We start from the raw sequence: 18,761 nt of genomic DNA on the forward strand, positions 1-18,761 counted from the left end.
CATGCAATCCGTTCTCAAAGAAACCATTATCACACAATTAATGTTGTTACCCGCACTCAGTGACAAATACCTGGCGCAGGAGTCCAGCTATGTTGTTGATGCTGCGCAATGGCTGAAAGATACGGAAGTCAAGCTAGCACCTTTGCGCAGCCCTTTAGTCAGTGCCCTGAGTTCATTGCGCGGGCTGATTGAAGCCTGCGACGATGGCTATCAAGATCCATCCGTACAAAGCCATAGTCGCAGTAAACGTAAAGGCAAGCGGGCTTTCGTTGCCGCCACCTTGAGTAAGGCAGAACAGCAACTCAATGAGGAGCTGCAACGCATTGAGCAACACTTTAGTGAAGCCAATGATAAACTCGCGCAGCTGCTTGCCTTGGGGTTTGCCAAGCAGCCGCTGCCCATTCCCGAGACCTTAACAACTCACTATCTTGATAGTATCTGGCAAACATTAGGAGAGCACACAGACACCCAAACCATGTTTTTATATCTGCAGGCACGCTACAGCGCCACCGACCGCCGCTATCTCTTGCAGCAATTGTTGCACAACATGCTGGCGCAGCAATAGCCGTCGCTATACTGGATTATCAATATCGATAAAGGTGACATCTAGATGATGCTCACGCGCTAAAAATTTACCTAGGGCTTTGGCGCCATAGCGCTCAGTGGCATGGTGCCCAGCTGCGAAGAAATCCACTCCTTGCTCTCGGGAGCTGTGAATAGTTTGCTCCGAAGCCTCCCCGGTTAGATACGCATCCAGTCCCAGACTCGCCGCCAAATCTATATAGCCTTGCCCACCGCCGGTGCACAAACCAACAGTTTCAATCACCTCATCGCGTACCACAGAAGCCAGCGGCGTTCGGGATAAGACATTGGCAATTTTATCAGCAAAAGCCTGCCCAGACAGCGGCGTGCGCAAACGCCCCCACACCGGCACACTACTTGGACCACTTTCCATGGGCCCTTGAATTTCAATATCCAACAACTGTGCTAGCTGCGCATTGTTGCCTAGTTGGGGGTGGATATCCAAAGGCAAATGATACGCAAACAGATTGATACCGGCGCTGAGCAGCGCCTCAATGCGGCGCTTTTTCATGCCGGTAATGGCTTGTGATTCACCCTTCCAAAAATAGCCATGATGAACAATTAATGCATCAGCTTCGAGGGCCACGGCTTTATCAACCAGCGCCTGACTCGCAGTCACACCCGTGACCACCTTATTGATGTGCGCACGCCCTTCAACCTGCAGCCCATTGGGGCAAAAATCTTTGATTGGCTGTGCCATTAATGTTTGTTCAAGGATCTGTGCGAGCTCTTTACGGTGCATATTACCCCCTGTTAACCACAAATATTCCCAAATTGTCCCGTGAACACCGGTAAAAATAAAGAAAATTCGGTGTTTAGGCACAAAAAATTGAAAAACTCGGCGCAAATGGGTATAACTATAAACTTGTAATAAAATTAACCTGCGTTAACGACTAGGACCTTTTGATGAGTAAACTAGACAAAACAGAAGTGTTAGCTGCTTTTGAAGCTGCCTATGAAGCAGCCCATGGCAAAAAGCCAGAAATCACCACTAAGCCTGGCTGGTATAGCATTGACGGCGGAAAGAACATGCGCCTTGCCGATGTAGCTGCGCTAACTGAAGAACTCACTTCTGGTAAAACAGAAGAAGTCGCCAAAGCAGAGACCAAAGCACCGGCCAAAACGAGCAAGAAAACAACGACTAAGAAAGCCGCTCCTAAGGCAAAACCAGCTGAGAAGAAAGCAGCATTCACTGTGGCTAAACCTAATGAAGAAGGTTACACCGCAGAAGAGCTTTGGATTAAGCAACTGGCAGAGAAAGATCACGACTGTCGCCTACCTCGCGGCGTAGTGTAAGCTTTCAATAATAAAGAAAAGCCGCTCAAGAGCGGCTTTTTTTGTGCTCGTTATTCAGCAAGGCCGTCACCACCATAGCGATAATGACCGGTAATAGGATACTGAAAAAGAATATCTGTCACTTGCGGGCCAGCGCCAATATTATGAATAATTAAAGGCTGTCCCAGCTCATTGCGTTGCTCGCTGACAATACCAATATGCGGCAAGTTTCCTGGTAGCATCCATGAAACAATATCACCGGGTTTATAATTGTTACCGTTATCACTCACTCTCAGACTCTGTCCGTGACGAGTAAAAAAAGCACGTAAATTTGGCACGCGACGATGGTCAATATTGCTGTCCGGGCGAGTTAACCCCCAAATTCTGTGGGATGGATAGGCATCAAAGTTACGCTCCATATCCTCATGCACCAACTGCTGCAGATCGATGCCTAAGGCTCGATAACTGCGTATCACTACATCCGTACATACACCAATCCCAGCAGGTACATCCCCCCCTGAGTAATCAATAGCAATATAGCGACCATCATAGGTCACGTCCGCTTGAGTCCGCTCGTTAGCGGCACTGACTAACCGCTCACTGAAGCTTGGCTCTGCCGCAACCGGCATGGCTATGATGAGCGCGGCCCCAAAAAGCCAACTCCCTGTACCTCGTTTCCCTGTCATTCTCTCTCCTAAGTGTATGCCATGTATCGGCACCCACATCTCATTAAAGGGCTAAGTTATTCATAAATCAGTTTAAGTTGAACACAGCCGGAGAAAAACAACAATCTTTACTTCCTAGGGTTGAAAAACTCCCCATCCATTCCAAGCTCTATAGTAAGGGCCAAGTTTTTGGCTCGCAAAAAAGGAGATTGATATGATTGGTCGTTCTTATGTGGTGGTTGCCAACCACAGTGAAGCACAAATTTTTGCCTTACGTAATCATTCCACCGAGTTGGAGCTACAAGCCCATTGGTCAAACCCCTTCGCTCGCTCAGACGAGCAAGATATTTATACTGACCGTGCGGGCCGTCAAAGCGCCCCGGCAAAGCAAGTGCAAGGTGTCGATGCCATGAGCCGAAAAGATGCGGTTGATATAGAAGCGCAACGCTTCGCCGCAGATATTGCCAAGTGGCTTGACGACAAACGTAAAAACGACAAAGTATATCGTATCGAACTGATTGCTGAGTCGGGCTTTTTAGGCAAGCTACGCGGTGAGCTCAATAAGCACACCACTGAACTGATCGATAAGACCCTCGCTAAAGATGTGATTGGCGCTAATGAGGGACAAATTCTAGACTACCTTAAGAAAGTTCATTAATGATTTGTTAGGCGGCGTAGCCGCCTTTTTTGAGGAGAGATGATGACATACGCATTTCGAGCTTGGGTAAGTGGCAAAGTTCAGGGCGTGTATTTCCGTGCTAACACTGCCCGCCAAGCACAGGCTCTCAATATTGCTGGTTACGCCAAAAATCTTGATGATGGTCGCGTTGAAGTCCACGCAGAGGGGGATAAGGCAGCATTAACTTCCTTACTTACTTGGTTAGAGCAGGGCCCGCAAACGGCTCACGTTGAGCAGCTCAACCACAAGGAGGTTGATGTACAGGGTTATAGTGAGTTTACCACCGCTTAGGGCTCACTGAGCACTTCTACCTCTATGGCAATCACGCCGGCAGACAAATTGCTGATGTGCTTAAATGCGCGACGGCTCAAGTCTATGATGCGCCCTGAAACAAACGGGCCTCTGTCATTTATCCGTACTACAACTGAGCGCCCATTATTGATATTGGTGACTTTTACTTTGCTACCGAAAGGAAGGTTACGGTGGGCTGCACTCAGAGCTGTTTGCTCAAAACGCTCGCCGCTAGCGGTAGTGCGCCCATGGTACTTATCATGATAATAAGACGCGAGACCCTGCTGCACAGCTCCTTTTTCAGCAGGCAAGTGATTGGCGCAGCCTGATAAAACAACTAATAACACCACGGCAATGACACTTCTGAACATACTGCTCTCTCCTTGCTACGAAACGCTCAGTGTAATAGTCAAAACGTGAACTAAGCATGTATCGCCAGCAAACTGAGCGCACTGGTGATACTCCTCAGGTACTGTTGTATGAAGCTCGATACGCAATGACCCCGACTTACTTAGGCTGTCGCAACGCAACGGTCAAATATAGAGACAAGGCCAACTTAATAAAACGAGAATAAAATAGCTAACAATTTAAATATCCACCCCCATAAACTCATGGTAATATTCATCGCGTTTTATATTTGTATAAGGATATATTTTATGGATATTATCGTGGGACAACTGGTGCAAAAGAAAAAAGCCCAGTTAACTAAGCTGGCTGAACGTGCCATAGGCCGAGAATTTAAAGACCAAGCCGCATTAGCGATACAGATGACTCAGTGCAGCGCTGCTGTTTATCGTCGCTTGCAACGCACCTACAAATCCACTATTACACCTAAAGATCAAAAGCGCGTAAAAGCCGGAGGCTTAAGTACGCAATCAGTGACCTTCTCCGCCAGTAATAACAGTCAGAAAGCTTTTAACACCTTATTGCCAGCTATGCGCGGCGGCAGCTCGGCACCTGGCAATGCTCCAAAAACCTCCGACGATGTTGCCGTAGCGAGCCACCAACCGCAAGCCACTAACCTGCTCGCGTTATTACACCCTATTCTCAGTGACGACATTACCAAAGCAGGACACGGTGTTGAAAAAGCGGCGACTATTTTGGGTCTAGTGACCACCACCGCAGGCTTTGTTGTGCCAGGTGGAGGCGTTGCTTCATCCATCGTCACCTGGCTTGGCAGCGGTGCGACCTACTCTGCTTACTCGGTATCACGAATTCGCCCTGATGCCCCAGATCGCGCCTACTATCAACTAACCAACTACATTGCTTGTCTCGCCGCATGGAACAAAAAAGCCTGTGAGCTTATTGATATTGCCGACGCTAAAGGACAATGGACATTCCGTGATATTGAAAGAGGCTTTGCATCATAACAGCACCAAAAAATCTCAACTTCGACCCATTTATAATAGCTATTACTTGGGTTTTATTGTGGGTTAAATAATTAAAGACTCCAGTATTGTTAATTTAAAAATAAACTCTCATTTTAAATAAATAATACATGTCTTTTGTTAGAAAAAGGATAACAACCAAGACCTATACTCTAGCCTGATGTTATCCTTTTCCCTTTATTATGACCCCTTACCTTTGTATCGGCTGCCACTGCATTACAGCATTGAAATCACTGCAATTGTGCACAGCGTCATCGGCATCGGCTATGAAAACTTGCTGCACCGCCGATACGTCATAGCGTAAATACTCAGAGCATTGTGCACTTTGGCCATTGCCCACCACTACTTGTACGCCGGGTTTAAGCTCACAGCGTACTAATTTATCTAACGGCGACCATTGGTAGCAAATTTCATAGTTGGCGCGATATTCGCTGACCGTGCCACTGGGTTTTGCCCAAGCCCACCAGCTCCCGAAGCGGCTATTTGGATTCGTGCTGTTATACGCGCGGTACAAAATCACTGCCGCAGGCTGTGTGCTTTCATACACCTGACCTTGGCAGAGCTTTCCTTGTTGTGGCTCACCCAGCGCCGATTGCAGCAGTTCGGGGTTGTCGACCGCGCGAAACTGGCCTTGCCACTGCGCTGGCAGTGCTGTGCTACCAACACACGCCTTGGTGAGTACATTAACATCATCTGAGCGGGGCTGTTGCGCGCAGCCACCAATGAGTAGCAAGATAGCTGTGATAGTGAAGCGTTTCATCTTGGCTTGTCCTTCCCTGTGGGTTCTGTTAGCAGTGTAGTTAATACAGAGACAACTCTCCAGTCACTTTGTAACCCACAGCACTGTTTGCTTATCTGCAGCGACGCGATACCCACAAAAAAGCCCGTCGATGACGGGCTCAAGTAGCATTGCTGCGACAGGGCTTATTCGAAGTGCAGCGGATCACGTGCCGGCTCGCCGACTTCGTTCATGGTTGCAGCATCAAACAAACGTCCATTGATCATGGTGTAACGTACCTTATCGCTTTGACGAATATCACTTAGAATGTCGCCATCAATGACGATGAGATCCGCTAACTTGCCTGCTTCTAGCGAGCCCAGGTTATTTTCTAGACCTAAGGTTTTCGCCGGATCTATGGTGGCTGTGCGGATCACCTCTAACGGACTCATGCCGCCTTGTGCAAACATCCACATTTCCCAGTGTGCCGCCAAGCCTTCACGTTGACCATGCGCGCCAACATTGACCAGCACCCCTTGGTCTTGCAACTGTGCTGCAACCCGCGCATTGTTAAAGTGATTGTAGTGATGATCGGGCGCCTTGGTACGGCGCATCGCTCTCGGGAGCAACTGATTCTTGGGCACAAATTTACTTAACCGTGGATGATTCCACACATCGGTTTTATCGTACCAGTAGTTCTCCCCCCAGATACCGCCATAAGCCACGCCCAACGTAGGGGTGTAGGCAACATCACTTTGCGACCATAACTGGCGAATATCATCATAAATATTGGCAACCGGAATGGAGTGCTCAATCGTGGTGTGGCCATCAACCACCATGGTCAGATTATGCTGCAACAGAGAACCCCCTTCAGGGACAACCATCATACCAAGCTCTCGACCGGCGGCAATCACTTGTTGGCGCTGATCGCGACGTGGTTGGTTGTACGACTTCACACTAAACGCACCGACTTTCTGCAGGCGCTGAAGGTGGAATTTCGCATCATCAAGGGAGTCAACATGGGAGGTATACCCCGGCATGTTTGCTCCGTATAGAATGGTCCCTGTGGAGAAAATACGTGGTGCAACGATTTTACCGGCCTTTTGCATCTCACTGGCAGCGAAAATTTCCGTGGTGTCGTTGCTGGGGTCGTGAATCGTGGTGACTCCCAGGGATAAACCGGCTAGGTTTTTCCAGTTTTGCTCAGGAATAATTTCGTCACTGCCTTGAGCGCCATGCGCGTGCGCATCGATGATCCCCGGCATAATGGTTTTACCACTGACATCAATCACTTCAGCATTTTGTGGAATCTCTACCTGGTCTTGACTGCCAACCGCTTTGATGTGCTTACCATCGGTCAGCACCACGCCATTATCAATGACTTTATCGCCCTGCATAGTGATCACTTTTGCTCCCACCAGCGCTATCATGCCCTGTGGCTCTGCCATGGTTTGTTTAAAACCAATATTATCGCCACTGTCTACTTTAAAGTCGGCGTTCTCATCGCTTTGAATATTAAAAATACCCGCCAGTGAGGCATGATAAAGCTCGGGCCCTAAACTCCAGTAAAGTCTATCACTTGCACCACTCCAACTGATATTTTCACCAGCACGCACAGATAACTGCTCTATTGGGAACTGGCTGTCTTTAGGGCCGATATTAATGGTTTTGCCACGTTCAACAAAAGGCGTCACGAACACTTTAAAACGCTCAGCAAACGCCAAGTACTCTCCATTTGGGGAAATACGAAACTCAGTGGCATGCTCAGACTCGTACAGTTTGCGGATTTTTTTACTTTCCAGCTCAACCACACTAAAAGTTGGTTTTGGCCACGGGCTCATCACATAGATACGGTCGTTGGCTTTACCAAACTGTGGCTGATAGCCGTGTTCAGTAATAAGCTCTGGCTGCTCATCACCATCACTATCCACTGCGTAGATACCTGCTTTCAACGACCACTGCGGGGCAAGTAAACTGCTACCCGAAGACTTTCTAAATACCACGGTTTCTCCGTCGGGACTGAACGCCGGCTCGATGTATTTACCCGGCTGAGAGGTCAGCGTATCACCGCGACCTGAACGCGCCGAAACCACGCGAACACTGCCTTGTTTTTCGTCATCCCAGGTGACATAGGCAATCTTTTTACCGTCGCGAGAGAAGGTCGGGAAGAATTCAAAATGATCGTCTTGGCGTGTTAGGCGCTGCACTTTACCTGATTCAAGGTCGCGCTTGTAAATATGACCCATGGCCTCAAAAATGGCGGTTTCACCATCGGGTGATACCTGCACATTGCGCAGCATTTTTACGTCAAATTCTGAGGAGTCTAACTGCTGGGTTACACGCACCGCTTTTTGGATAGATTTACTGGTGTTTACTGCAAAAGCGATTTCTGAACTCTCGCCACTTTGCACATCAAGCTTGTGGATTTTACCCCCGGCCCAAAACACCAATGACTCGTTGTCAGGCGTCCAAGCCATGCTAGGATAAACCCCGTGAATTGCCCAAGTCTCTTGCATATCACGCTCAAGCTTATCGTACAGCTTGGTTTCTTTGCCCGACTCTAAATCGTATAAATACAGGGTGCTTTGAAAATCATCACGCTTAATGTAGGCCAACGTTTTGCCATCGGGAGAAGGCGTGGGACGGATTGCACCACCGGGGCCGCTTAAAATGGTTTCTATCTCACCTGTTTCCCGGTCATAGCGCTTAATTTTGTAGATGCCCTGTACCGAGTCTTTGGAGTAATGGAAGGTTTTACCTGGGGTGGCATCCTGTGAGAAATATACATAGCGGCCATCCGGTGAGAATGCGGGTTCGCCTAAGTCTTTCTGATCATTGGGGCGCTCTGTTAGCTGTACGCCCGAGCCACCGGCTTTGTGATACATCCATACTTCCCCGGCACCCAATGAACGGCTTGCAGTAAAGTGCTTACGGGCAACTATAAAATCGCCATCGGGGCTCCATGCTGGGCTGTTAAGCAAGCGAAATGACTCCTTGGTCACCTGCGTTTGCTCCGAGCCATCGATGTTCATAATCCAGATATTGTCGCCGCCGCCTTGATCTGAGGTGAACGCAATATGTTTGCCATCTGGGCTAAAGCGAGGCTGCATTTGCCAGCCAATATCTGAGGTCAACTGTGTCGCCTCTCCACCGCTTATCGGCATGGTGTAAATATCACCAAGCAAATCAAATACTAAGGTCTGGCCGTCGGGGCTGACATCGACATTCATCCAGGTACCTTGAGTGACGTTGATATTGGCATCAACAAATTCACCCTGAGGCTTATCTACTTGCCATTGTTGTTTTTCTTCTTGCTCGGCGCTGACGGGAAATGCCAGCGAAACCGCCAGTGCCAAGGCACTGTATAGTGGAGTCTTCATCTGTGGGTCTCTTATTATTTTATGAGTTATCGCCCTTACTTAAGCAAAAACCAACGCAAAGGGAAAGCAAGATTAGGCTAATGGGCAAAAATCAAAGACAGACTGGCCAAGCGGCTAGGCTTTTTGCCAGTCACTGGGGTCGAATTGGTAATAATCTTTGAGGATATGAAATAGCTCAGCATCAAACTGCCGCATCGCCATGGGTTTTTCGATAAAAGTTTCGGTGGCCACAGCAAAAAACTCAGCCTCATTGGTGGCCCCGTAGCTGTGCATTACATGGGGCATATTGTAAGCAACATGGCTTTTTAGCTTGGTAAAGGCGCGCGAGAACACCTCGCCCCAGCGTTGATATGCAGCCTTATTTGCTAGCTGCGGCGTACCATTGGTGCTGCCTGTTACCTGATCTAACTGGTGTGCAAATTCGTGAAACACCAAGTTATGGCCATCTTCCGGGAGGCGATTGCCCTCGAGCACATCGTGCCAGCTGAGCACCAAGGTGCCACCGGGCCACGACTCGCCCTCACGCACCACTTGATGATAGCTCACCAAACCGGCGACATCACGCTGGGTGACATTGGCGTAATAAGCACTGGGATAGAGCAAGATTTCTTTAACATTAGGGTACAAAGGCCAAGGCTTATTGAGCACCAACAGGCAGGCATCGGCGGCCACCACCAGTTTCATCGCCTCATTAACCTCTAAACCATCGCGACCGAGAAAACGCTTTTCGCCCAAAAACCAACAGATATGACGCTCAAGCTTGGCTCTATCGGCATCGGTCATGGCGTTATAAATGGGCATAGCCCGCTGCAAAAAAGTCTGCTGCTCCTGGCTGAGCCCGGCATCATGGTATTGTCGCTGCCAGCGCTTGAGGCGGACATGGTCCCATTGCCAATACGCTACCACAAACACAATTAGCAAAATCAACAGTATCAGGTTTAACATCGGGTAATTCCTTGGCGCTATTACATGTTAATATGACCACTGGCGCTAATTTTCAATTCCTCTACAAGCATAAACAACATTATTTGTATCCTATGACATTACCAATCGAGGCAATAAAAGATCAGTTTTTATCAACACTTAGGCAGCAAAATGTAATTGTTCATGCGCCAACCGGCAGCGGTAAGTCCACCAATTTACCGCTATGGGCAAGCACACAAGGGCGTGTTTTGGTTGTGCAACCACGGCGTATCGCTGCCACCTCGTTGGCGAACTATTTGGCTGAGCAATGCCAGCAAAAACCAGGACAAAGCATCGGCTACGCGATTCGCTTTGAGGCTAAAATGGCGGCCCAAACCAAGGTTGTGTTTGCCACCCCTGGGGTCGCACTCAGGTGGTTTTTCGAGCAACAGTTCGCTGATTTTGACGTGGTCATGCTGGATGAGTTTCACGAGCGCCGCTGGGATACCGATTTACTGTTGGCGCTGTTGAAACACCATGGCGAGCACCGCCTGATACTCACCTCCGCGACCTTAGATGACCGTGCTTTAAGCGCTTATCTCACCACCAAAGCGCTCACCAGCCATGGCCGTACCTACCCTATCAGCAGCTACACCTTCGCCAGCGACGCCAGAGCGATGCCCAGCTCCCAAGATTTAGCGGCCCGTGTGCGCCAAGCCTGTGTCTATGCGCTGGATAACAGTGGTGCTGATATTTTGGTGTTTTTACCTGGTCGCGCCGAGATAGCCGCGTGCGTCAGCGCCTGTCAGGACTTACCCGCTGAATGTATTTCACTACACGGTTCCAGCCCGTTACAAGAGCAACAGCGCGCGCTGCGCCAAGGGCCACAGCGACGCATTATTTTTGCCACTAACGTGGCCGAAACCTCGCTCACCGTGCCTGGGGTCGAATGCGTTATCGATTCAGGGCTTGAGCGCCGCACGCATCTTCGCAAAGGGAAAACCGTACTCGGCCTTGACGCCATAGCTCAAGACTCCATGCGCCAACGTATGGGCCGCTGTGGGCGCATTGCACCTGGGCTGTATATTCGCCTATTTGGTGAGCATGCGCCCTTACTCAGCACCACGCCGGTAGAGGTGGAACGTGAAGCATTAGACGAGCTCGTGCTAGCCAGTGCTTGCGCCGGTATTGCCGTGGATAATTTACCGCTGCTAACCGCGCCGCCGGGCTCGTCTTTGCAACGAGCGATGACAAAATTACAACGCTTAGGGGCCGTAACCGCAGACGGCTTGGCCACGGCGTTGGGTAAAACCATTTACCCACTTCCTGTGGATGCTGATTTAGGTATGCTGATCCACAACATGCCCAGCAATGTATTGCGCCAAGCAATGATTGACTTGGCCGCCGCCATCGCCACCCCAGCGGCGCTATTTTCGCCGCCAAGCAGCAGTGAGTGCGAACAACTTCAAGCGCAACTCGGTGAGCAGTATGCCCTGTGCGACCTCGCGCTGCATATCGCCGTAGTCCGTGGCGGTACTGCACAGCACATACTCGCTATCAATAGCGAGGCGCTAAGCGAAGCGCGCACCTATGCCAACTATTTACGCCATGCCTACCAATTGCCAGAGCTCGATAAAGCAGCGCGATACCAACATGCCGCCCTAGTCGAGGCCATCGCCGAGCTAAACCCACACTGTGTCTATGTAAAACGCGATAATCGCCGTGGCAGCTTCGCCAATGGCGAAGATGAAGTGCGTCCTGCAAAAAGCTCACTGCTTCAACACAACAGCAATGCGGCGCTGGTACTGGCAACATTTTCCTTAGCCGGGCGCGGTAAAAAGCACGCCGACACCTTAGCGACCATGTGTGCGCCAATGCAATTATCCCAAGTGCGCCAAGCTGTTCCTTACGACACCACCTTAGGCCAGTGTTATTGGTATGTTGACGAGCAGTGCCCGGAGGGAGAAATTCGTGCTGATATTATCCACAGCTATGCGGGAGTCGAGTTAGGGTCAAGGCATCAGCGCGTCGATGGCCAACATCTAAGCGCCAGCGTGGTTGCCCTGATGCGTGACAACCAGTTATTCGCCGGCAGCTATGAGCGGATATCGCAGGCTATTGCTCAGCATAATTTGTATCAGGCTTACCATCAACAACCAGCCATTGATATGGATGCCGATACCTTTATCGCTGAGCGTTTACATTCTCTGGGTGTGCAAAGCCAAGAAGATCTGCAGTTAATCGAGGCCGAGGATCTGCACTATCAGGGCATTGACCCTTGGCATGCGAAAGACTTTAATGAGCGCTTTCCCTTGCAAGTCACACTCCCGAGTATGGTACTCAACATCGAATATCACTTTCGCGCTAAGCGGTTAATCGCCCATTACCACAGCGGCGAGCGCAAAGACCCACCCAAGCGCTGGGAGTTACCGGCGTGGAGTGGCCTTAAAATTCAATATAAAAAAGCCAGTAAGCTTGTGGATATCCGCTAGGGCATTGGCTTTTGGTACACCACGACTTGGTTTCTGCCGCCCTGCTTCGCTTGATATAGGGCGTTATCCGCTTGGGCAAGCATTCGGTCATAGTCCTGTGCGCCTTGACTGTCGGCAACGCCAATACTCACGGTAATATGCACCCCATCGGCAAGCGCCGAGTAATCATGGCCGGATATCAATACCCGAATACGCTCGGCGCATACTTGCGCCTCATGTACACTGAACCCTGGCAGTAGCAATGTGAACTCCTCCCCACCCCAGCGAGCAAACATCGCCTCTTGCGGCGCACAATGATGAATGAGGTTGGCCACTTCGGTGATCACTTTATCACCGACCATGTGCGAGTATTTATCATTGATGTTTTTGAAGTGATCAATATCAATGATCGCTAAGCTTAGAGGCTGTTGTTGCTGTTTAGCTTGCTCAAAATGCGCTATCAACCATTTGTCAAAGGCACGACGATTCGCCACCCCGGTGAGTTGGTCATGCGTCGCTTGATGTTCAAAGGCTTTAGCTTGCTCCGCTAGGCTGCGAGTTTGCGCCTGCACCCTTAGCTTTAACTGAGCTTCGCTGCGCTTAAGGTGTAAAAAGCGTAAACGATATAGGGTAAATAGTGCCAGTGCTAACACCACAATCATTGCGACTTTAAAGCTGAGTGTTTGCCAAAACTTAGGGGTAATGGTGAAATGAAAGCTTGCCGCAGATGCGGGCCATTCGCTATAAGGATAACGCGCCCGCACATGAAACTCGTAATTACCGGGCGGTAAATTAGTGTATTCGGTCAGTGTGAGGTTACCGCGATTTATCCAGTTATCATCAAAGCCTTTGAGCTTAGTTTGATACTCAATGCGCTCCGGCATAATAAAGCCTAAACCGGCATAGGCAATAGATAAACGGTCTGCTTCTGAAGGCACCGTTAATGACGTTTTATCAAGGTTAGGTAGGAAGCCTTGCTCATCGTCAAAACCAATACTCTCGATGCTCACCGGCAGTGAGACACTGGCCATACGAACCAACTTCGCTGGGTCGACCACCGCTGCACCACGCGCTGTCGCAATCCAAACGCTGTCATCATGATGACGCACTGCTGGGTATTGCGAGCCGCCGTTGGCTTGTGAGCTAAGCATGCCATCACCTTCATCAAATAAGGTGAATTCTAATTGTGCATCCTCACTATCAAGGGAAGCCATCACATGAGCTTGACTTATGCGGATCACACCTCGGTTACTGGAAAGCCACAAGTGATCATACTTATCGTTTACAACGGCAAACAGCTTATCAACCGGTAACCCTTGCTCTCGACCGAGCTTGCGCAGACGATGACTTTGATAATCATAATGGAGCAGCCCGCGATCGGTGGCCATCCACAGCGCATCATCCTGAACTAAAAACCCAAATGCGTAGTCGGCATCGAAATGTTCGCGCAACGGCAAGGTGGTAAACTGCCCTTGGTGATAAAAAGCAACACCGACCCCGGTGCCTATCCACAGTCGCTGTTGTTTATCTTGCGCTAGCGCCATAATAAAGTTACCGGGCAAAACTTGCTTATCGGTCAAGGTTGTTACTTCTTCGGCGTTTTTCATACGCACAAGGCCACCCGCAGTGCCAATCCATAACGTGCCGTCAGCTTGCTCGTGAAGGGCCCTTACTTCGTTGCTCGGCAGACCCGTATCCCGGTTAATCACTGTTGTCAGACGTTGGCCGTCAAAATACATTAAGCCGCTGGTATAAGTACCGACATACACACCACCACGTTGGCTACTCGTAAGTGAAAGTACAGAAATGGGCGCATCCAGGGGAGATGAAATTTGTTCCACCTGTCCTTGGGTGTAGCGGTTTAAGCCGTTACTGGTACCAATGTAGAGCGCTCCATCAGTGTGTGAAAGCACACTGCGCACATAATCTCCTGAGAGCCCGCGTGCGGTATTGACGGTGGTAAAGGGCGCTTGCCGCAAGCGAAAAAGCCCCCCATTGGTGCCAATCCAAATACTGTGCTCATTATCTTCAAGCAGCGATAAAATGCGATTGCTTGGTAGGCCAACATTGGCATCCAACTTTTCCAGCCCATAGTCGCTGAAGCGAAATACCCCTTGATTGATGGTGCCAAGCCAAATGTCACCACGAAAATCAACCAAAATACTCGACACAGAATCGTCTGCAAGAGCGTTATGTAGCAACGTAAATTTATTATTCATATAACGCCATACACCCTGTTCGGTGCCAACCAATAACGCCCCTTCACGGTCTTCAGCCAACGAATAAATGGCGCCGGTAATAGCGCTGTTATCACTGTCAGCACTATGCATGGCTCCGTCTTCATAGTAATAAAGGCCGTTATTTGTTGCTGCCCAAATTCGCCCTTCTTGTTGCTCGAAGACTTGATAGGCACTGACATTAGGCAGCAAATTTTGCTCGTCGCTCTGTTGTGTTCTGCGCACCAAGCCGCCATCTTCTAGCGCCAGCCATAAGGCGCCATCACCACTGCGCACGGCAAAATTCACCATCGTTTGTGCCGGTTTAAGTGCTTGCCAACGCTCGCGCTCGACCACGCTGATCCCACCCCGAGAGCCAGCTACATAGAGCTGTTGAGTCGCTTTATCGACATTGAGGCTGCGGATCCCTGAATCGGGCAACCCGGTGAGAACGCCGCGAGTAAAAAGTTTAAAAGTGCGGCCATTAAAACGGGCAACACCTTCCCATGTCCCCACCCAGACATAACCATCGGGAGTTTGAGCTAGGGCATTGACACTGTTGTGAGGCAAACCATCACGGGTATCCCAAGTTTCGGCAAAATAGTGACTGAGGGGAACATTACTAGGAATATTTTTGGGGACTTGATTGGCGAAACTGCTTAGGCTTAACAGTGAAATAGCTAAATAAAGGATGATTTTCACAGCAGCGCGCCTACGTCTTTTTTATTATTAAGTTTTATTCTACTTCAAACACATAAAATAACAATTAGCTTGAGCCAAATCGCTTACAACTAATAACAATAGGCACTATAACGCCCATCAATAAAAACTTAACCTTTTGAATTTAAATATAAAACTCTAGTAGAGATACTGTAGATAGCGCCGTAGACCGGCGCTATCCGTTCGCACTAGCGATACAAGCGCTGCCACGCACAGGTTTTATAACCGTTACGCTCAAAGTAAAAGTTGTAGCAATTATCGTCATAGTTGTAATTACCGACATCAATACGATAACCACTAATATAGCGATTTTGTAGGCTCACATATTGGCCATTATACAACAGTGAAAAATGCACATGTGGTCCCGTTGACTGACCACCCTGACACAGCGCAGTACTTTGATTGTTAGCATAGCGCCCTATCCAACTCCCTGCGGAAATATAATCACCGGAGTTAAATTGCAACGCATCCATATGATAGTAGTTGGTGGCGTAGCCACTTGGATGAGTGATGCGAATATTACATTGCGAATAACGTGTAACAGTGCCCTCATGGGCCGCTTGCACCCAAGGTGTATTGCTGCCCCATCCTCCAGAGCCATTATTAAAGTCTAACGAGGAGTACGGATACCCAGAGCCGGTGTTAGAGTGTGCCCCCCCACTGAACCATGCATAGCCACTTGGCCACGGAAGATTCATACTAAAAGCTACCTGAGCTTGAGGCTGCGCACTGAGCGCTTGGCGCTGTGGGGCTGATACCTGCTTTTGCGTCAGTTGTATTGATGGTTTCCCGGTCACAACCTCATAGGCACTCATCAACGCAGTGATCTTCTTACCCTTACGCGGGCGGCGCGGACCCACCGGCTTTTGCCGCATAATAAACATATCGACCAGCGCAAAACTGGCGACATCTTGATTAAATTGCTGGCTGCTTTGTGCGAAGCGTTTATAGGCATAAAAGGTGTGGCTGAGCCGGTTAGTGACATCGCGAAGCTGTGCTTCAAATCCGACTTCATCACTCAAATCAGCGAAAGGCCTCTGCATTGCTTCAGCAGTGGGGTTCGTGACTAGTTGGCTTTGCTGCTCCATTAATGCTAATAGCAGCTCTGGGTTGATACTGGCGTAGCCAGCGAAATGCAGTATCGCTTCTTGCTTTGCTTGTAATTCGCTATTGAGCCCAGCGAAGAAATTAGTCCAATCCCGCGCAGCCAGGGCGTTATTAAAAACAAACTGTTCATCGGCAATAAGCGCTTCGCTGTGTAAATCAATCAGCGCCATATCTTGCTTGGCTACAATGCGCTCGGGTAACTGAGCATGCTCTGCATGCACCGAAAAGCTCAATAGTGTTGTTGCACCGGCGCAGGCTATGCCGGTGAGTATGGTGTTCAATTTCATCTTTGTTCCCTCTATCGTTATCATGTCCCGTATGTGGGAATACTCACTATAGATCTATAAAGGGAACAAATGTAAATTTAATGTTTAAATATTTACATTTAAATCACAAATAACCCGAAGGATTATGCATCATTTCCTGCAATACTTGAATATATTTTGCACTATGCAGACCATCCATCAGTGCATGATGCACATCCAGGGCTAAAGGCATGCAACCTGAAACTTTATCATATTGCCCCAACACCACTTTAGGAATACCGTGAGTAGCCCCCAAACAAGTAGCATGAGAAAAGCCACTAAATTGCAACCACGGTAATACCGATACATGCAGCACATCGGCGCGCCCTTCGGTGTGCGCGAAAGCCTCACTAAACAAAGGCTCACACGCAGCACGGGCTTTTTCTTCGCGCATACGCTGGGCGTAAGTTGTATAACATGGCGTGTCATCGAGATAACTAAAACGAAAGCTGTCATCCTCGGCCAGTTGCACCACACTCATCGTCACTTGCTGATAATGCACAGGCTGATCATCAACAATACGTAGCCCCATTGGCCAATATTGCTGCGCGCTTTTGTGCACCAAATAAATGTAAGCACTAAAAAAGGACAAAGCCTGCGCTTGGCAGTATGCAAATAACAGCCGTGCGTCTAGGCGCACACACACATTGAAGTAGGGTTGCTGAAAATCTTTGAAAAAGGCAAAGTGCTGTGCACGCGGCCACTGCTGGAGGTCCACTTGCGTGGCGGGATAAGGCATTATCTACTCGACAACAAAAAAGGCATGCCCGAAAGCATGCCTTAATCTGATATTAGGAGCAATAAAATGCGCCTAAACGCTGAGTACTAAAGACCCTGAGCGATGATCTCTTCTGCCAGTTTATCAGCGATAACATGCGTTGATACCTGCTCTTTTTCCGAGCGTTGGAAAATCTCCAACAAAGTATCAAAGATGCCTTCAACGTGCTTAGTCGCATCGTCAGCATTATAGCCTTGTGGCTTGGTTTCGTAATAGACGTTGATGATGCCGCCGGCGTTAATAACGTAGTCTGGCGCATACAGCATGCCTTTTTCACGAATGATCTCACCATGACGAGGCTCCGCTAACTGGTTGTTAGCACAACCGGCAATGATCGTAGCCTTAATACGCGGGATGGTGTTGTCATTAATGGTCGCTCCTAGCGCACAAGGTGCGTATACATCCACATCCAGATCATAAATGTCGTCAATGCCCACAGCTGTGGCATTGAAGTCATTGACTACACGCGCTACCGACTGCTCGTTAATATCGGTTACGAATAGCTCTGCGCCAGCGTTATGCAAATGTTTACATAGGTCGTAGGCCACAGCGCCTAGGCCCTGTACCGCCACTTTCACACCTTCAAGGTTTTGATGACCGTGTTTGTGTTGAAAAGCCGCTTTAATACCTAGGAAAGTACCTAAAGCAGTAAACGGCGACGGATTACCACTTTTGCCTTCCAAACCCATTACATAGTTTGTTTCTTGGTGCATCATCATTACATCACCGGTGGTGATGTTGACATCTTCAGCAGAATAGTAGCTTCCACCTAAACGCTCTAGTTGCTTACCAAAAGCACGAAATAGTGCTTCTGATTTAATGCTTTTTGCATCGCCGATGATCACAGATTTACCGCCACCGAAAGGCAAACGCGCCACAGCGTTCTTGTAAGTCATGCCTTTGGAAAGACGTAGTACGTCGGTAACGGCTTCTTCATCACTGGCATAGTTCCACAACCGGCAACCGCCCACAGCCGGGCCTAGGTTAGTGTTGTGTACGGCAATAATTGCCTTTAGGCCTGATTCTTTATCACTACAAAAAACCACTTGCTCGTGGTTATCGAAATCAACTTGATTAAAAACAGCCACTGTTATTCTCCGAACTTGTTACCCTACTTGGGTGCGCTGAAATTGCCGCAGACTCTATCACTAAGTGCAGTGCCTTACCACTATATAAGATGATAAAACCACGCATTTCCTTTGTGGTTGAATTTCTATTCACACATAAAACAGTAAATGAATATTTAATCCAAAATATGGTTAAATTAACGAACTTTAAACCAT

Annotated in this window: 16 protein-coding genes; 6 read left to right on the forward strand and 10 right to left on the reverse strand. The window is 48.9% G+C overall.

All coding sequences use genetic code 11. The features are described from left to right. Window position 1 precedes the first annotated feature (1 nt). Complete coding sequence (locus MHM95_RS10600; RefSeq protein WP_239385248.1) at window positions 2-565, forward strand: hypothetical protein; 564 nt, start codon at window positions 2-4, stop codon at window positions 563-565. Window positions 566-571: 6 nt separating this feature from the next. Here the strand turns inward: MHM95_RS10600 and MHM95_RS10605 are convergent, their stop codons facing one another. Further along, complete coding sequence (locus MHM95_RS10605) at window positions 572-1,324, reverse strand: Nif3-like dinuclear metal center hexameric protein (protein WP_239385249.1); 753 nt, start codon at window positions 1,322-1,324, stop codon at window positions 572-574. Between the two features lie 164 nt (window positions 1,325-1,488). On the opposite strand from MHM95_RS10605, the gene MHM95_RS10610 reads away from it, so the two are divergent. Beyond that, a complete protein-coding gene (locus MHM95_RS10610; protein ID WP_239385250.1) occupies window positions 1,489-1,878 on the forward strand; it encodes a hypothetical protein in 390 nt (129 codons plus the stop codon). A gap of 50 nt (window positions 1,879-1,928) precedes the next feature. Here MHM95_RS10610 and MHM95_RS10615 read toward each other — a convergent pair whose 3' ends face one another. Beyond that, window positions 1,929-2,486, reverse strand: coding sequence for a DUF1287 domain-containing protein (locus MHM95_RS10615; RefSeq protein ID WP_239385449.1), 558 nt, complete (start codon window positions 2,484-2,486; stop codon window positions 1,929-1,931). Between the two features lie 250 nt (window positions 2,487-2,736). Between MHM95_RS10615 and MHM95_RS10620 the strand changes: the two genes are divergently transcribed. Continuing rightward, on the forward strand, window positions 2,737-3,180 hold the full coding sequence (locus MHM95_RS10620) for a host attachment family protein (protein WP_152440550.1): 444 nt from the start codon (window positions 2,737-2,739) through the stop codon (window positions 3,178-3,180). A 42-nt stretch (window positions 3,181-3,222) separates the two neighbouring features. Next, complete coding sequence (locus tag MHM95_RS10625) at window positions 3,223-3,492, forward strand: acylphosphatase (protein WP_022945873.1); 270 nt, start codon at window positions 3,223-3,225, stop codon at window positions 3,490-3,492. Here MHM95_RS10625 and MHM95_RS10630 read toward each other — a convergent pair. Then, window positions 3,489-3,863, reverse strand: coding sequence for a septal ring lytic transglycosylase RlpA family protein (locus tag MHM95_RS10630; RefSeq protein ID WP_239385251.1), 375 nt, complete (start codon window positions 3,861-3,863; stop codon window positions 3,489-3,491). The genes MHM95_RS10625 and MHM95_RS10630 overlap by 4 nt on opposite strands. Window positions 3,864-4,148: 285 nt before the next feature. Here MHM95_RS10630 and MHM95_RS10635 point away from each other — a divergent pair, with 285 nt between their 5' ends. Next, on the forward strand, window positions 4,149-4,862 hold the full coding sequence (locus MHM95_RS10635) for a hypothetical protein (protein ID WP_022945871.1): 714 nt from the start codon (window positions 4,149-4,151) through the stop codon (window positions 4,860-4,862). Window positions 4,863-5,070: 208 nt separating this feature from the next. Here the strand turns inward: MHM95_RS10635 and MHM95_RS10640 are convergent, their stop codons facing one another. The 3 genes from MHM95_RS10640 to MHM95_RS10650 all read right to left on the reverse strand — a co-directional run bounded on the left by MHM95_RS10640 (window position 5,071) and on the right by MHM95_RS10650 (window position 9,923). After that, window positions 5,071-5,640, reverse strand: a complete 570-nt coding sequence (locus MHM95_RS10640) for a hypothetical protein (RefSeq protein WP_239385252.1) — start codon at window positions 5,638-5,640, stop codon at window positions 5,071-5,073. Between the two features lie 164 nt (window positions 5,641-5,804). Continuing rightward, complete coding sequence (locus MHM95_RS10645) at window positions 5,805-8,978, reverse strand: amidohydrolase family protein (RefSeq protein WP_239385253.1); 3,174 nt, start codon at window positions 8,976-8,978, stop codon at window positions 5,805-5,807. A 114-nt stretch (window positions 8,979-9,092) separates the two neighbouring features. Further along, window positions 9,093-9,923 (reverse strand): M90 family metallopeptidase, encoded by an 831-nt coding sequence (locus MHM95_RS10650; protein ID WP_239385254.1) that lies wholly within the window; start codon window positions 9,921-9,923, stop codon window positions 9,093-9,095. Window positions 9,924-10,015: 92 nt separating this feature from the next. Between MHM95_RS10650 and MHM95_RS10655 the strand changes: the two genes are divergently transcribed. Next, window positions 10,016-12,373 carry a helicase-related protein gene (locus tag MHM95_RS10655; RefSeq protein ID WP_239385255.1) on the forward strand — a complete coding sequence of 786 codons (2,358 nt, stop codon included), beginning with the start codon at window positions 10,016-10,018 and terminating at the stop codon, window positions 12,371-12,373. Here the strand turns inward: MHM95_RS10655 and MHM95_RS10660 are convergent. The 4 genes from MHM95_RS10660 to MHM95_RS10675 all read right to left on the reverse strand — a co-directional run bounded on the left by MHM95_RS10660 (window position 12,370) and on the right by MHM95_RS10675 (window position 18,566). Further along, complete coding sequence (locus MHM95_RS10660) at window positions 12,370-15,270, reverse strand: ligand-binding sensor domain-containing diguanylate cyclase (protein ID WP_239385256.1); 2,901 nt, start codon at window positions 15,268-15,270, stop codon at window positions 12,370-12,372. The genes MHM95_RS10655 and MHM95_RS10660 overlap by 4 nt on opposite strands. A 206-nt stretch (window positions 15,271-15,476) precedes the next feature. Next, window positions 15,477-16,682 (reverse strand): M23 family metallopeptidase, encoded by a 1,206-nt coding sequence (locus tag MHM95_RS10665; RefSeq protein WP_052698092.1) that lies wholly within the window; start codon window positions 16,680-16,682, stop codon window positions 15,477-15,479. Window positions 16,683-16,785: 103 nt separating this feature from the next. Next, a complete protein-coding gene (locus tag MHM95_RS10670; protein WP_239385257.1) occupies window positions 16,786-17,439 on the reverse strand; it encodes a CatA-like O-acetyltransferase in 654 nt (217 codons plus the stop codon). Between the two features lie 86 nt (window positions 17,440-17,525). Then, window positions 17,526-18,566, reverse strand: coding sequence for a Glu/Leu/Phe/Val dehydrogenase (locus MHM95_RS10675; RefSeq protein ID WP_045978088.1), 1,041 nt, complete (start codon window positions 18,564-18,566; stop codon window positions 17,526-17,528). Window positions 18,567-18,761: the final 195 nt, after the last annotated feature.

This window comes from Pseudoalteromonas sp. CnMc7-15 (assembly GCF_022347925.1).
Classification (GTDB): Bacteria; Pseudomonadota; Gammaproteobacteria; order Enterobacterales; family Alteromonadaceae; genus Pseudoalteromonas; species Pseudoalteromonas ruthenica.